Origin of the sequence: Ruixingdingia sedimenti, assembly GCF_031432425.1 — a bacterium.
GTDB lineage: Bacteria > Pseudomonadota > Alphaproteobacteria > Rhodobacterales > Rhodobacteraceae > Ruixingdingia > Ruixingdingia sedimenti.
Map to the genome: position 1 here is coordinate 53,557 of NZ_JAVKPH010000007.1, position 15,090 is coordinate 68,646.

A 15,090-nucleotide genomic window follows, 5' to 3' on the forward strand; every position below is an offset into this window, starting at 1 on the left:
CCCATATCCCGCTTCCCAAACCCCCCGTTTTCCTGTATGCGCCCGGCATCTGTGACGTGACGCCCTTGGCCCCGGGCACATGCGAAGGATTGGGGCGGCGGCAATGGGGCCGCCATAGGAACGGGAGACCCGGAGGGCCGGGAGTGCTCCCAGATAGGATGCTCGATGTTCAATATCACGAAAAAGTCGATCCAGTGGGGCGATGAAACGCTGACCCTGGAAACCGGCAAGGTTGCGCGCCAGGCCGACGGCTCGGTCATCGCGACGCTCGGCGAAACCAGCGTCATGGCCAACGTGACCTTCGCCAAGACGGCGAAACCCGGCCAGGACTTCTTCCCGCTGACCGTCCATTACCAGGAAAAATACTACGCCGCCGGCAAGATCCCCGGCGGCTTTTTCAAGCGCGAGGCACGCCCGTCCGAAAAAGAGACGCTGACCTCGCGCCTGATCGACCGCCCTTGCCGCCCGCTGTTCGTCGAGGGCTTCCGCAACGAGGTTCTGGTGATGGCCACCGTGCTGTCGCATGACCTCGTGAACGAACCCGACATCGTGGCGATGATCGCCGCCTCTGCCGCGCTGACGATTTCGGGCGTGCCCTTCATGGGCCCGATCGGCGCCGCGCGCGTGGGCTTTGCCAATGGCGGCTATGTGCTCAACCCCTCGGTCGATGATCTGCAAGGGCTGCGCAACAACCCCGAACAGCGCCTCGATCTGGTCGTCGCCGGCACCAAGGACGCGGTGATGATGGTCGAATCGGAGGCCTACGAGCTGTCCGAGGCCGAGATGCTGGGCGCGGTGAAGTTCGGCCATGCCGCGATGCAGCCGGTCATCGACCTGATCATCGACTTCGCCGAGGATTGCGCGAAGGAACCCTTCGACTTCACGCCGCCCGACCTGTCGGGCATCTACGCCAAGGTCAAGGCCGCGGGCGAGGCGCAGATGCGCGCCGCCTTCGCGATCCGCGACAAGCAGGACCGCTACGCCGCGATCGAGGCCGCCGGCGCCGCCATCGTGGCCGCCCTGTCCGACGAGGATCAGGCCGACCCGAACCTGGGCGCCGCGATCAAGAAGCTGGAAAGCGCGATCCTGCGCGGCGACATCATCGGCGGCGGCGCGCGCATCGACGGGCGCGACACCCGCACCGTGCGCCCGATCGTCAGCGAAACCGGCATCCTGCCGCGCGCGCATGGCTCTGCCCTCTTCACCCGGGGCGAGACGCAGGCGCTGGTCGTCACCACGCTCGGCACCGGCGAGGACGAGCAGATCATCGACGCGCTGCACGGCAACAGCCGTTCGAACTTCCTGCTGCACTACAACTTCCCCCCCTATTCGGTGGGCGAGGTGGGCCGCGTCGGTTCGCCCGGCCGGCGCGAGATCGGGCACGGGAAACTGGCCTGGCGTGCGCTGCAGGCGGTTCTGCCCGCGCCGACCGATTTCCCCTACACCCTGCGCGTGGTGTCCGAGATCACCGAATCGAACGGCTCGTCCTCGATGGCTTCGGTCTGCGGCGGGTCGCTGTCGATGATGGATGCGGGCGTGCCGCTGAAGGCCCCCGTGGCCGGCGTGGCGATGGGCCTGATCCTCGAAGAGGACGGCCGCTATGCCGTGCTGACCGACATCCTGGGCGACGAGGATCACCTCGGCGACATGGACTTCAAGGTCGCCGGCACCGCGAACGGCATCACCAGCCTGCAGATGGACATCAAGGTCGCCGGCATCACGCCCGAGATCATGGAACAGGCGCTGGCGCAGGCGAAAGACGGCCGGCTGCACATCCTGGACGAGATGTCCAAGGCGCTGTCCGCACCGCAGGGCTTCAGCGAATACGCCCCCAAGATCGAGACGCTGAGCATCCCCACCGACAAGATCCGCGAAGTGATCGGGTCGGGCGGCAAGGTCATCCGTGAAATCGTCGAGGTGTCGGGCGCCAAGGTCGACATCAATGACGACGGCGTGATCAAGATCGCCTCGGCCTCTGCCGATGCCATCAAGAAGGCCTACGACATGATCTGGTCGATCGTGGCGGAACCGGAAGAAGGCAAGATTTACACCGGCAAGGTGGTGAAGCTGGTCGATTTCGGCGCCTTCGTGAACTTCTTCGGCAAGCGCGACGGGCTGGTCCATGTCAGCCAGATCGCGGCCAAGCGCCTGAACCACCCGAACGAGATCCTCAAGGAAGGCCAGGAAGTGAAGGTCAAGCTTCTGGGCTTCGACGATCGCGGCAAGGTGCGGCTCGGCATGAAAATGGTCGATCAGGACACCGGCGAGGAAATCGTGCCCCGCAAGGAAGCCGAGGAATCCGCCGAGGGCTGATCCCCCGGCCAGACCGACAGAAGGCCCCGGCGGTTGCGCCGGGGCCTTTTCGTTTCGCGCGCCACAGGCCATACCGGGGAAAGCCCGGAGTTTCCCATGCCCTCTGCCATCCTCGTCGCCCATGGCGCCCCCGCCGACCCGCCGTCGCAGGAACGGGTGTTGCAGGCGCTGGCGGCGGCGGTGGGGGGGCTGCTGCCCGGTTGGGTGGTGCGCGGGGCGACGCTGGCGGCGGATGGCGCGCTGGAATCGGCGCTGGCGGGGCTGGACGCGCCTTTCGTCTATCCGTTCTTCATGGCCGAGGGCTGGTTCACCGGCACCCATCTGCCCCGCCGCCTAGCGCAGGCGGGGGCCACGGGGGCGCGGCAACTGCCCCCGCTTGGTGTGGATCCCGATCTGCCGGCGCTGATCGCGCAGGTGACGATGGCGGCGGCGGGCCGCGCCGGGATCGCGCCGGAAACCGCCACGCTGCTGCTGGCGGCGCATGGATCCAAGGTGTCGCGGGTGTCGGCCGACAGCACCTGGGCGATGGCGGCCGCACTGCGCCCGCTGACGCGATTCGCCCGGATCACCGCCGGTTTCGTCGAGGAAACACCGTTTCTGGCACAGGCCGCGACGGGCCTTTCCCCCGCGATCTGCCTGCCGTTCTTTGCCCTGCACGCCGGCCATGTGGCCGATGACGTGCCGCAGGCGCTGGCCGAGGCGGGGTTCACCGGGCCCCTGCTGGCGGAAATCGGCAGCGACCCCGCGATCCCCGGACTGATCGCCGCCGCCCTGCGCCGGGCGGTTGAATCGAATGCTGCCTAATTTCTGAACACAAAGCGCATTTCCCCGCTATGGCCGCGATCACGGATGCGTTAGCGTCAGCCTGTCGAAGCATGGGGGATGCGATGATCCGCACGATCATTCTGGGCAGCTGCGTATCGGTACAGGGGATGTTCGTGGGTGCGCTGTCCGACGGGCGGATCTCGGTCTGCGTGGGCGGAACGGTCTACACCGGCCGACCCGTCTGACGAAAAGCGTCTGACGAAAAGGGCCGCGGTTTCCCGCGGCCCCTGTCATTCCCCAATCCGCTTCCGGCGTCAGGCCAGCTTGCGCTCGACCGTCTCGCGCTCGAAGATCTCGATGACATCGTTCGGACGGACGTCGTCGTAGTTCTCGAAGGCCATCCCGCATTCCTGCCCGGACTGGACTTCCTTCACCTCGTCCTTGAAGCGTTTCAGCGTCTTGAGCGTGCCTTCGTGGATCACCACGTTGTCGCGCAGCAGACGCACGCCGGCCGAACGCCGCGCCACGCCCTCGGTGACAAGGCACCCCGCGACCTTGCCGACGCCAGAGACCTTGAAGACCTCCAGGATCTTGGCATAGCCGATGAAGTTCTCGCGCACCTCGGCCTTGAGCAGGCCCGAGGCAGCCGCCTTGATGTCGTCCACCAGGTCGTAGATGATCGAGTAATAGCGGATCTCGACCCCCTTCTGGTTGGCTGCCGCCCGCGCGGGCGCGTTGGCCCGCACGTTGAAGCCGATCACCGGCGCGCCCGAAGCCTCTGCCAGGCCCACGTCCGATTCGGTGATCGCGCCGACGCCCGAATGCAGCACGCGCACGCGCACCTCTTCGTTGCCGATCTTGTCCAGCGCCTGGGTGATCGCCTCGGCCGAACCCTGCACGTCGGCCTTCACCACCACCGGCAGTTCGGACACGTCCTTGTCGGCCTTGGCCCGCGCCATCAGCTGTTCCAGCGTGGTGGCGGCCCCGGCGGCGGCGCGCTTGTCCTTCGCCGCCTGTTCGCGGTAATCGGCGATCTCGCGCGCCTGCGCCTCGGTTTCCACCACGTTCAGCACGTCGCCGGCCTCGGGCGTACCGTTCAGACCCAGCACCTCGACCGGAACCGAGGGGCCGGCATCGTCCACGCGGTCGCCCTTGTCGTTGATCAGCGCACGGACCTTGCCCCATTGTTCGCCCACGACAAAGATGTCGCCGCGCTTGAGCGTGCCGCTTTGCACCAGAACCGTCGCCACGGGGCCGCGGCCCACGTCCAGCTTGGCCTCGATCACCGCACCCTGCGCGGGGCGGTTCGGGTTGGCCTTCAGTTCCAGGATCTCGGCCTGAAGCGCGATCGCCTCGAGCAGCGCATCCAGCCCCTTGCCGGTCTTGGCCGAAACCTCGACATCCTGCACGTCGCCCGACATGGCCTCGACGACCACCTCGTGTTGCAGCAGGTCGGTGCGCACCTTCTGGGGGTTCGCATCGGGCTTGTCGCATTTGTTGATGGCGACGATCATCGGCACCTTGGCGGCCTTGGCGTGGTTGATCGCCTCGATCGTCTGCGGCATCACCGCGTCGTCGGCGGCCACCACCAGCACCACGATATCCGTCACCTGCGCACCGCGGGCACGCATGGAGGTGAAGGCAGCGTGGCCCGGCGTGTCGAGGAAGGTCAGCACCGCCCCCGAATCGGTCGTCACCTGATAGGCGCCGATATGCTGGGTGATGCCCCCGGCCTCGCCCGACACCACGTTGGCATGGCGGATCGCGTCCAGCAGGCTGGTCTTGCCGTGGTCGACATGGCCCATGATGGTGATGATCGGCGGACGGGACCGCAGATCCTCGGGCTTGTCCTCCACCGTGTCGATGACCTGCTCGACGTCGGCGTCCGACACGCGCACGGCCTTGTGGCCGAATTCCTCGATCACCAGTTCGGCGGTATCGGCGTCGATGGACTGGTTCATGGAAACCATCATGCCCATCTTCATCAGCGCCTTGACCACATCGCCGGCACGTTCGGCCATGCGGTTGGCCAGTTCCTGCACCACGATGGTTTCGGGCAACTGGACGTCGCGGACCTGTTTTTCCGGCTTCTGGCCAAAGCCCATCGCCTTCTGGCGGGCCTTTTCCTGCTTGCGCTTCATCGCGGCGAGGCTGCGCGTGCGCCCGCCCTCGCCTTCCAGCGCGGCAGAAAGCGTCAGCTTGCCGGAACGGCGGCCGTCGTCGCCGCCCTTGCCGCGGTTGGCGCGCTCGCGTTCCTCGCGCTCGCGTTCGCGGTCGGTCTTGCGCGGGGTCGGGCCGGCGGCGCCGGGTTTGCCGGTGCGCGGCTCGTCCGCCGGGGTGACTGCCCCCGCAGGTGCGGCACCGGAAGCGGCGGCCACGCGCGCAGGCGCATTGGCGGCGCGGCGGGCGATGTCGGCCTCGCGGCGGGCCTTTTCCTCGGCCTCGGCCTTGGCGCGTTCTTCTTCCTCGGCCTTGAGGCGCAGGGCCTCTTCATGCTCGCGCTCGGCGCGTTCCTTGGCCTCGATTTCCTCGCGGCGGCGCTGGCGCTCTTCCTCGCGCTGGCGTTCGTCCTCGGCGCGCTGCGCGGCCTCTTCGGCCTCGCGCGCCTTGGCGGCACGCAGCGCGGCGAGACGGCGTTCCATCTCGGCGTCGGAAATCCCTGCGGGGCGCTTGGAAGGGTCACCCAGATGCGTCGACGACCCCGAGCCAGAGCCGCCTGCCGCGCCGGGTTTCGTCGGCACGACCACGCGCTTGCGCTTGGTCTCGACCACGACGCTTTTCGTCCGGCCGTGGCTGAAGCTCTGCTTCACCTGGCCGGAACGCGACCCGCCACCCAGGCCGAGGGGTTTCTTGCCGTCAGTATCGCTCATGCGTTCTTCGTATCCTTCCCGGCGGTCCCGCCGCCGACATGCCCGCGGAGCCCCGCAAGCCTTGCCGCTTCCTCTACAACACGCGCTGTGAGTCCACCAGCCGCAAGCGCGCCGTGTATGGCATGTTCGCGCCCGAAAGCCAAACCCAATTCCCGTGCCGTGAGGCAGCCGATATAACTGTCCGGGCCGTGCGGCGGACGCAGCCGCGTCTTTTCGCGCCCCGACCCGTCGCTGGCCTGGATCAGCACTGCGGCCTGATCCTTTTCCAGCCAGTCCTTGACCTTTTCCATCCCTGCCACCGCCGCCCCCGCCTTGCGCGCGAGGCTGATCAGATCCACCACCCGTTGCGCCAGTTGCGCGTCCAGCAGATCCGCCAGACCCTCGGGCAGCGTCACCGGCGCCCGGGCGGCGCGGGCGAACAGGTTCTTCTTCACCGCCTTGTCCAGCGCGGCGCGGTCGGCGGCGACATAGATCCCCCGCCCCGGCAGGCGGGCCAGCAGATCGGGCACCACCTGCCCTTCCGGCCCGACGACGAAACGGATCAGTCCCGCCTTGGGGCTGACCTCGCCGGTGGCGATGCAACGCCGTTCCGGTTCGTCACGGTTCTTTTCACGGCCGCCGCGCGTCACGCGAAAACCCGAGGCCCGCGATCAGGCCTCGTCCTCCGTTTCTTCGACCGGCTCGTCCTGCAACTCGGTCGGGTCCACCCAGCCGAGCATGACGCGCGCGGTCATGATCATGGTCTGCGCCTCTTCGAGGCCCACGTCGAATTTTTCCAGCAGCCCTTCGTCCTTGACGCGCTGGCCGTTCACCGTCGTCCATCCGCCCGCCAGTTCCCAGTCGGCGCAGGTGGCGAAATCTTCCAGCGTCTTGATGCCGTCCTTGGCCAGCGCCTCGAGCATCTGGGGCGTCAGGCCCTCGAACGTCACAAGGCTGTCGTCCACGCCGAGCGCGCGGGCGTTTTCCAGCGCCTTGCGGTTCTGTTCTTCCAGATAGTCGCGGGCGCGGGCCTGCAATTCCTCGGCCGTGCCCTCGTCGAACCCGTCGATGGACAGCAGTTCGTCCATCTCGACATAGGCGACCTCTTCGAGGTTGGTGAAGCCTTCGGCGACCAGAAGCTGCGCCATCATCTCGTCCACGTCGAGCGTGTCCATGAACAGCTTGGTGCGTTCGGCGAATTCGGCCTGCCGGCGGGCGGATTCGTCGGCCTCGGTCAGGATGTCGATGTCGAGCCCGGTCAGCTGGCTGGCCAGCCGCACGTTCTGCCCGCGCCGGCCGATGGCCTGCGACAGCTGGTCATCGGGGACCACGACCTCGATCTTGCCGGCCTCTTCGTCGATGACGACCTTGGACACCTCTGCCGGTTGCAGGGCGTTCACAAGGAAGGTCGCCTGATCCTGGTTCCACGGGATGATGTCGATCTTTTCACCCTGCAACTCGTTCACCACCGCCTGCACGCGGCTGCCGCGCATGCCGACGCAGGCGCCCACCGGGTCGATGGAGTTGTCATAGCTGATGACGGCGATCTTGGCGCGGCTGCCGGGATCGCGGGCCACGGCCTTGATCTCGATGATGCCGTCATAGATTTCCGGCACTTCCATCTTGAACAGCGCGGCCATGAATTCGGGCGCGGTGCGCGACAGGAACACCTGCGGCCCGCGGGCCTCGCGCCGCACGTCCTTGATGAAGGCGCGGATACGGTCGCCGATGCGATAGCTTTCGCGGCCGATCTTGTCGTTGCGGCGCAGGATGCCTTCGCCCCGGCCGATGTCGACGATGACGTTGCCGTATTCCTCGCGCTTGACGGTGCCGTTGATGATGCTGCCCTGGCGGTCCTTGAATTCCTCGTACTGGCGGTCGCGTTCGGCCTCGCGCACCTTTTGCAGGATCACCTGCTTGGCCGATTGCGCGGCGATGCGGCCCAGATCGACGGGGGGCACCTCGTCCACCACCTCGTCGCCCACCTGGGGATCGGGCAGGTAGGATTTCGCCTGCTTCACCGTCAGTTGCGCATGGTGGTTTTCCACCGCGTCATCCTCCACCACAGTGCGCACGCGGGCAAAGGTGGCGCGGCCGGTCTTGCGGTCGATCTTGACCCGGATGTCCATGTCGGCGCCGTAGCGCGACTTGGCCGCGCGGGCCAGACTGTCCTCCATCGCCTGGATCACCAGGTCGGGGTCGATCATCTTTTCCCGCGCCACCGCCTCGGCGGTTTGCAGCAGTTCGAGCTGGTTGGCAGAGGTGATTGCCATCGCGGCCTCCTGTCAGTGCCTGGTGCGGGGGGTCTCGGCCCCCTCGTCGTCGCTGTCGTCTTCGGTTTCCAGCCCGTCGAAGGCCGCGTCGTCAATATCGGCGCCGTCGAAGGCCCCCGATTCCTTGCGCTGGCGGAGCATTTCCGCGATCAGCTCGTCCGTCAGGATCAGCTTGGCATCCGACAGCCAGTCGAAGCGCAGGCCGATGGTCACGTCCTCGCCGCCTTCTTCCAGCGTGATGAGAACCTCGTCGCCTTCGGTGCCCGCGAGGATCCCCTTGAAGCGGCGGCGGCCGTCGATCAGTTCGGTCGTTTCCACCCGCGCCTCGTAGCCCAGCCACATGTCGAAATCCTTCAGCCGCGTCAGCGGCCGGTCGATCCCGGGCGAGGACACTTCGAGGGTATAGTTGTCCTCGATCGGGTCTTCCACATCCAGCAGCGCCGAGACGGCGGTGGAAATGCGGGCGCAATCCTCGACGTCGATGCCGCCGTCGGGGCGGTCGGCCATGATCTGGAGGATGCGCGTCTTGCCCCCCATCAGGCGGATGCGCACCAGTTCATAGCCCATCCCCTCGATGGTGGGCGTGACGATCTGCGCGAGTCGCCGGTCGATGGCGGTCTTGGCGATAAGGTCGGTCATTTGGGTTGCCTGAGGGCGAAAAACAAAAAACGGGCCACGCGGCCCGTCGCAAGCTCCGGTGGGCTGCGGGTTTGGACCCCGTAGCGCCGCTGTTGATGGCGATATACGCGCGGCGGGGCGGTTTTGCAAGGGTCTGCCGAAAAGCGCATCTGCCTCTGGTCTTTTCCCGCGGCGTCTGGTTGAAGCGGGTCATCCCGGATCGGAGTTTTCCCGATGACCATCGCCGCCAATACGGGGCCGGGGCTGAAGACAGCCCAAACCGCCACCTATTCCGTCATCCTCGCGGTGAGCCTCTGCCACCTTCTGAACGATGTGATGCAGTCGCTTCTGTCGGCGATCTATCCGATGCTGAAGGAAGAATTCGCGCTGGATTACTGGCAGATCGGCATGCTGACGCTGGTGTTCCAGTTCACCGCATCGCTGTTGCAGCCGGTGGTGGGGATCTACACCGACCGCCACCCGAAACCGTGGAGCCTGCCTTTCGCCATGGCCTCCACCTTTTGCGGGCTGCTGCTGCTGGCGCTGGCGCACAGCTATGTGATGATGGTGATGGGGGCCTGCATGATCGGGCTCGGGTCGTCGGTCTTCCACCCCGAATCGGCGCGGGTGGCGCGGATGGCCTCCGGCGGGCGCTACGGGATGGCGCAGTCGGTGTTTCAGGTGGGCGGCAACGTGGGCACGGCCATCGGGCCGCTGCTGGCGGCCTTCATCGTGGTGCCGATGGGGCGCGGGTCGGTGGCGTGGTTCAGCGTGCTGGCGCTGGTGGCGATCCTCGTGCTCAGCTGGGTCAGCCGCTGGTATGCGGGCATCGTCCGCGCCGCCGCGCGCGGCCAGGCCGCCGACCGCACGCTGCCCCTGCCCCGGCGGCGGGTGGCGGTGGCGCTGGTGGTGCTGGCGTTCCTGATGTTTTCCAAGGCCGCCTATATGGCCGCGCTCGGCAACTACTATACCTTCTACCTGATCGAGAACTTCGGGCTTTCCACACAGCAGTCGCAGATCATGCTGTTCGTGTTTCTGGCCGCGGCGGCGGTGGGCACGGTGTTCGGCGGGCCGTTCGGCGACCGGCTGGGGCATGTGACGGTGATGTGGGTGTCGATCCTCGGCGTGCTGCCGCTGACGCTGTTGCTGCCGCATGTCGGGCTGGTGGGCACCGGGGTGCTGACGGTGCTGATCGGGCTGGTGATGGCGGCGTCGTTCCCGGCGATCGTCGTCTTTGCGCAGAACCTGCTGCCCGGGCGGATCGGGATGGTGTCGGGCGTGTTCTACGGCCTGTCGTTCGGCATGGCCGGGCTGACCGCCGCCGGTTTGGGCGTGATGGGCGACCATCTGGGCATCGTGCGGGTGTTCGAGATCTGCGGCTGGCTGCCCGCGCTCGGCCTGCTGACGGTATTCCTGCCCCGTCGGTCGGAATGGGTCCGGGTGGGCTGAAACGCAGGGGAAGGGCCCAAAAATTTTCGTCCGAAAATTTTTGGGCGGTCCGGCCTCAGCCCTCTTCCCGCGGGGGTGTCTCGTCCTCGTCCGTTTCCGGCACGGGGATGACATAGCTGCCGTTCAGCCAGCGGCCGAGGTCGATGTCGGCGCAGCGTCTGGAACAGAACGGCCGATACTGCGGATCGGAGGGTTTCTTGCAGATCGGGCAGGTCATGCCAGTGCCTCGCGCAGGGGTTGGCGGTCGCGTTTGCGCTGCAATTCGTACAGGCCGAGCGTCGTCCAGCCCGCAAGGCTGGTTTCTGCGCCTTCGGCCCTGAACACGCCGCGCAACACCTGATCCAGCACCGCGCGGTCCTTCTTGGACATGGGGGCGAAATCCACCACCACCTGCCCGCCAAGGCCCCGCAACCGCAACTGCCGCGGCAGATCGCGCGCCGCCGCCACGTTCACCTTCAGCGCCGCGGCGGGCGAGGTGTCGGGGCCGGTGTTCACATCCACCGCCACCAGTGCGCGCGTGGGTTCGATCACCATGCCGCCACCGCCGGGCAGCGCCACATCCGCGTCCAGCAGGTCGTCCAGCATCTCGTGCACGCCGAGGGGGGCAAAGCCGTCCTCCTCCACCGCGTCGGGCGCGGGGTCGGCCCATTCGCGCCACGCCAGTTCATGCGCACCCGCGGCGGCCACCAGCAGTTCCGGCCCGCCGGCGGTATCGGCCATCACCGCCTCTGCCAGCGCGCGCATTTCGGCGATGTCGGCGGCGATGTCCTCGTCATCCGCATGTTCCGCGACCGAGCGCAGGATCAGACCGAAGCCTTCGCCCGCACCGGCCATCGCATCCGCCGCCAAAGCCTCCAGCACCGCGCGCCGGTCCTCTTCGCGGATACGGCGCGAGATGTTGATTCCCGGCGCCCCCGGGGTCACGATGCAATGGCGGCTTTTGAACAGCACGCGCAGCGACACCGGCACGGCCTTGCCGGGTTCGGCCACGCCAGACACCTGCACCACCACCCGCTGCCCCGGCGCGAGGCCCGACACCTGTTTCAGGAAACCCGACCCGCCCGGCAGCTTGACGAACACCCCGCCCTGGCCCTTCATCGGGCGGTCCACGATACCCCGGCAGATCGCGCCGGGGGTCAGCGCGTCATCGCCCGGCGGGTCGATCAGGAAATCCACCAGGGTGCCGTCGACGATCAGGGCCGCGGCCTCGCGCCCGTCGATCTGGTCCAGCGCCACGACCCGGCCCTTCATGCGCATCCCCCATGGACGGGCCAGCCCGCCGCCGCCAGCAGCGCCGCGGTTTCTGCCACCGGCAGGCCCACGACCCCGGTGAATGACCCCGAAATCCACGGGACAAAGGCCCCCGCCAGCCCCTGAATGGCATAGCCGCCGGCCTTGCCCTGCCATTCGCCGCTGGAAAGATAGGCGTTCAGTTCGACATCCGACAGCCGCTTCATCTTGACCGCCGTCACCACCTCGCGCAGCCACAGCCGCTCGCCCCGCCGCACCGCCACCGCCGTGATCACGGAATGCCGCCGCCCGCCGAGCGCGACCAGAAACGCCGCCGCCTCGCCCGCGTTGCGCGGCTTGCCGAGGATCCGGCGGCCCAACGCCACCGTGGTATCGGCGCACAGCACCACATCGTCGGGGCCGGCATCCACCGCCAGCGCCTTTTCCCGCGCCAGCCGCAGGCAATAGGGCCGCGGCAGTTCGCCCCGCTGCGGATCCTCGTCGATGTCGGGGGGCAGGATGGCATCGGGCACGACGCCGATCTGCGCCAGAAGCTCCTTCCGGCGCGGGCTTGCGGACCCGAGGATGAGCCGCATCTTACTTGAAGCGATAGTTGATCCGGCCCTTGGTCAGATCATAGGGCGTCATTTCCACCTGCACGCGGTCGCCCGCCAGCACGCGGATCCGGTTCTTCCGCATCTTTCCCGCCGTATGTGCGATGATCTCATGGCCGTTTTCCAGCTCGACCCGAAACGTCGCATTGGGCAGGAGTTCCTTCACGACACCCGGGAATTCGAGCAGTTCTTCCTTGGCCATGTCCACTCCAACGCAAAACGGCCCGCGGGAACCGCAGGCGCACAGTAAATGCGCGCAACCGCGCAGGTTTTCAAGGGCAAATGCGCGAAAACGTGATCACCCCGCCCCGCCGGCGGCAATCCGCCCCGCCTGTTCGGGCCAGTGGCGCAGGTTCAGCACCCCGCCATCCCGCCGCACCTCTGCCACCGCGTCCATCGACACATCGGCAATCGCCCAACCCGGCGCATCCATTGGCGTTTCCGTCAGGATGCCGGTTTCGGGCCAGCCGCGGTCGGGCGGCCCATAGATCGCGGCGCGGCCATGGTTTTCATCCACCGCCGGGCACCACGCGCAGGGCCCCACCGTGGGCGCCTGCACCACCACGCACTGGTTTTCCAGCGCCCGCGCCATCGCCCCCACCCGCACCCGGGTGAACCCCGCGACCGAATCGGTGCAGGACGGCACCAGCAGGATTTCCGCCCCCGATTCCGCCAGATGCCGCGCCAGCAGGGGAAATTCGCTGTCGTAGCAGATCAGCACCCCGATCCGCCCCACGGCGGTATCGAATACCGCCAGCGGCCCGCCGGGGGTCACATCCCAGTCCTCACGCTCGAACCGGGTCATGATCTGCTTGTCCTGATGGCCGACGATGCCCCCCGGCCCGTACAGCACCGCCCGGTTCACCGGCCGCGCACCCCCCGCCCAGACCGGGCCCGAGGCGCCGAGGATATGCACCCCATGCCGCCGCGCCAGTGTCAGGTGCAGATCGTCCACCGCGTCGCGGTGGCGGGCGGCCTCGTGCAGCGCGGCCTCCAGATCGGCGGCGACGGCCGCGCCGCCGAGGCTCGCCAGTTCCATCGCGCCGTATTCGGGGAACACCAGCAGGTCGGCCCCCTGCGCCGCGGCACGCGCGACCCAATCCGACAGCTTGGCGGCATAGGCGCCCCAATCGTCGAACCAGTCCAGCGGATAGGCGGCGGCGGCGATCCTCATGCCCAGGCCCGCGGGCTTTGCAGGCAGTGCATCACCCGAACCAGTTCCGCGCTGATCCCCGGTTCCGACAGCGCATGCCCCGCCATCGGCACCATGCGCAGATCGGCGCGCCGCCAGCCCTCGACCAGCTTCCACGCCGATAGGGGCGGGCAGATCATGTCATAGCGCCCCTGCACCACGGTCGCGGGCACGTCCGCCAGCCGGTGGCGGTTGGCAAGGATCCAGCCATCATGATCCAGAAACCCGCCATGGGTGAAATAGTGGTTTTCCAGCCGGGCGAAGGCGCGGGCGTATTCCGACGGTCCCTCGCCCACCGGGCCATGCACCGCAATCGCCGCCAGTGCGTTTTCCCAGGCGGACCAGACACGGCCGAACCGCATCTCCTCCATCATGTCGCCGGAAAAGAGCCGGCGGTGATAGGCGGCGATCAGGTCGCCCCGTTCCCCTTCCGGGATCGGGGCGATGAACCGCGCCCATTCGTCGGGAAAGAACACCCCCGCTCCGCCGCCATAGAACCAGTCGAGTTCGGCCCGCGTCATCAGGAACACACCGCGCAACACCAGATGCGCCACGCGGTCGGGGTGGGTGATGCCATAGACCAGCGCCAGCGTCGCGCCCCAGCTGCCGCCGAAGACGATCCAGCGGTCGATGCCCAGAAGGGTGCGGATCACCTCTATGTCGCGGACCAGATGCCAGGTGGTGTTCGCCTCGACGCTGGCATGCGGGCGGGACCGGCCGCAGCCGCGCTGGTCGAACAGGATGATGCGGTAATGCGCAGGGTCGAAATAGCGCCGCATCACCGGGCTGCACCCGCCCCCCGGCCCGCCATGCAGCACCACCACCGGCACGCCCTGCGGATGGCCGCATTGTTCCACATAGATGCGGTGGCCGTCGCCGACCTCTACCATCCGCTGGTCGAAAGGCTCCAGCGGCGGGTAAAGGAACTCGACTGCGCGTTTTTGTCCTGACGTCCTGTCCATGACCCCCTATATAACGCGCCAGACCCGCCCCGCCACGGGCAAAGCCACGAGGAGGACGCGATGACGGACACAGGCCAGACCGTCGACCCGGCCGAAATCGCCAAGTTCGAGGCGATGGCCGCCGAATGGTGGGACCCGAACGGCAAGTTCAAGCCGCTGCACATGCTCAACCCCTGCCGGCTGGACTACATCACCCGCCAGATCGCGGCGGAATTCGACCGCGACCTGCGCGCGCCCGCGCCTTTCGCCGGGCTGCGGCTGCTGGACATCGGCTGTGGCGGGGGCTTGCTGGCGGAACCGATGGCGCGGTTGGGGGCCGATGTGGTGGGCGCGGATGCGGCGGAACGCAACCTTCCCGTGGCGCGCCTGCATGCCGAACAGTCGGGCCTTGCCATCGACTATCGCCACACCACGGCGGAATCGCTGGCCGCCGCCGGCGAACGGTTCGACGTGGTGCTGAACATGGAGGTGGTCGAACACGTCCCCGATCCGCTGGCCTTCCTGACCGCCTGCCGGGAGTTGCTGAAACCCGGCGGGCTGATGGTCTGTTCCACCCTCAACCGCAATGCGAAAAGCTTCATGATGGCCATCGTCGGGGCGGAATGGGTGATGCGCTGGCTGCCGCGCGGCACGCATGACTGGGCCAAGTTCATCACGCCCGATGAACTGGCCGGCCTGCTGCGCCGCGCGGGGCTGGACCCGGTGGACCGCAAGGGGATGGTGTTCAACCCGGTGACTTGGGGCTGGTCGCTGTCGGACCGCGACCTTTCGGTGAACTACGTCACCGCCAGCATCAGGCGCGGGGGCTGACCCCGCGCCCGGCCG

15 protein-coding genes are annotated in these 15,090 nt (G+C 67.6%); 5 read left to right on the top strand and 10 right to left on the bottom strand.

Annotated features, from left to right (window positions below; translation table 11 throughout):
• Positions 1 to 165 precede the first annotated feature (165 nt).
• From pnp to RGD00_RS08315, 3 genes are all read left to right on the top strand, one after another.
• A complete protein-coding gene (gene pnp, locus RGD00_RS08305; protein WP_310456847.1) occupies positions 166 to 2,313 on the top strand; it encodes a polyribonucleotide nucleotidyltransferase in 2,148 nt (715 codons plus the stop codon).
• A 96-nt stretch (positions 2,314 to 2,409) separates the two neighbouring features.
• Complete coding sequence (locus tag RGD00_RS08310) at positions 2,410 to 3,117, top strand: CbiX/SirB N-terminal domain-containing protein (protein ID WP_310456848.1); 708 nt, start codon at positions 2,410 to 2,412, stop codon at positions 3,115 to 3,117.
• An 83-nt stretch (positions 3,118 to 3,200) separates the two neighbouring features.
• Positions 3,201 to 3,323, top strand: coding sequence for a hypothetical protein (locus RGD00_RS08315; protein ID WP_310456849.1), 123 nt, complete (start codon positions 3,201 to 3,203; stop codon positions 3,321 to 3,323).
• A gap of 69 nt (positions 3,324 to 3,392) precedes the next feature.
• Here the strand turns inward: RGD00_RS08315 and infB are convergent, their stop codons facing one another.
• The 4 genes from infB to rimP are packed head-to-tail and all read right to left on the bottom strand — an operon-like array spanning position 3,393 to position 8,839.
• Positions 3,393 to 5,948 carry a translation initiation factor IF-2 gene (infB, locus tag RGD00_RS08320; RefSeq protein WP_310456850.1) on the bottom strand — a complete coding sequence of 852 codons (2,556 nt, stop codon included), beginning with the start codon at positions 5,946 to 5,948 and terminating at the stop codon, positions 3,393 to 3,395.
• Complete coding sequence (locus tag RGD00_RS08325) at positions 5,945 to 6,577, bottom strand: RNA-binding protein (protein WP_310456851.1); 633 nt, start codon at positions 6,575 to 6,577, stop codon at positions 5,945 to 5,947. The genes infB and RGD00_RS08325 overlap by 4 nt, the downstream gene beginning before the upstream one ends.
• Before the next feature lie 21 nt (positions 6,578 to 6,598).
• Complete coding sequence (gene nusA, locus RGD00_RS08330; protein WP_310456852.1) at positions 6,599 to 8,200, bottom strand: transcription termination factor NusA; 1,602 nt, start codon at positions 8,198 to 8,200, stop codon at positions 6,599 to 6,601.
• Positions 8,201 to 8,212: 12 nt separating this feature from the next.
• A complete protein-coding gene (gene rimP / locus RGD00_RS08335; RefSeq protein WP_310456853.1) occupies positions 8,213 to 8,839 on the bottom strand; it encodes a ribosome maturation factor RimP in 627 nt (208 codons plus the stop codon).
• Positions 8,840 to 9,052: 213 nt separating this feature from the next.
• Between rimP and RGD00_RS08340 the strand changes: the two genes are divergently transcribed.
• A complete protein-coding gene (locus RGD00_RS08340) occupies positions 9,053 to 10,267 on the top strand; it encodes an MFS transporter (protein WP_310456854.1) in 1,215 nt (404 codons plus the stop codon).
• A gap of 55 nt (positions 10,268 to 10,322) precedes the next feature.
• Here RGD00_RS08340 and RGD00_RS08345 read toward each other — a convergent pair whose 3' ends face one another.
• From RGD00_RS08345 to pip, 6 genes are all read right to left on the bottom strand, one after another.
• Positions 10,323 to 10,484, bottom strand: coding sequence for a DNA gyrase inhibitor YacG (locus RGD00_RS08345; protein WP_310456855.1), 162 nt, complete (start codon positions 10,482 to 10,484; stop codon positions 10,323 to 10,325).
• The gene (locus tag RGD00_RS08350) at positions 10,481 to 11,518 is read right to left on the bottom strand and encodes a ribonuclease E/G (RefSeq protein ID WP_310456856.1); all 1,038 of its coding nucleotides are present in this window, start codon (positions 11,516 to 11,518) and stop codon (positions 10,481 to 10,483) included. Before RGD00_RS08350 ends, RGD00_RS08345 begins: the two co-directional genes overlap by 4 nt.
• Positions 11,515 to 12,093, bottom strand: a complete 579-nt coding sequence (locus RGD00_RS08355) for a Maf family protein (RefSeq protein ID WP_310456857.1) — start codon at positions 12,091 to 12,093, stop codon at positions 11,515 to 11,517. The genes RGD00_RS08350 and RGD00_RS08355 overlap by 4 nt, the downstream gene beginning before the upstream one ends.
• Before the next feature lies 1 nt (position 12,094).
• Complete coding sequence (gene infA, locus RGD00_RS08360; protein ID WP_021097168.1) at positions 12,095 to 12,313, bottom strand: translation initiation factor IF-1; 219 nt, start codon at positions 12,311 to 12,313, stop codon at positions 12,095 to 12,097.
• A gap of 96 nt (positions 12,314 to 12,409) precedes the next feature.
• Positions 12,410 to 13,285, bottom strand: coding sequence for a carbon-nitrogen hydrolase family protein (locus RGD00_RS08365; protein ID WP_310456858.1), 876 nt, complete (start codon positions 13,283 to 13,285; stop codon positions 12,410 to 12,412).
• The gene (gene pip, locus RGD00_RS08370) at positions 13,282 to 14,265 is read right to left on the bottom strand and encodes a prolyl aminopeptidase (protein WP_310456859.1); all 984 of its coding nucleotides are present in this window, start codon (positions 14,263 to 14,265) and stop codon (positions 13,282 to 13,284) included. Before pip ends, RGD00_RS08365 begins: the two co-directional genes overlap by 4 nt.
• A 60-nt stretch (positions 14,266 to 14,325) precedes the next feature.
• On the opposite strand from pip, the gene ubiG reads away from it, so the two are divergent.
• Positions 14,326 to 15,075, top strand: a complete 750-nt coding sequence (ubiG, locus tag RGD00_RS08375; RefSeq protein ID WP_310456860.1) for a bifunctional 2-polyprenyl-6-hydroxyphenol methylase/3-demethylubiquinol 3-O-methyltransferase UbiG — start codon at positions 14,326 to 14,328, stop codon at positions 15,073 to 15,075.
• Positions 15,076 to 15,090 lie beyond the last annotated feature (15 nt).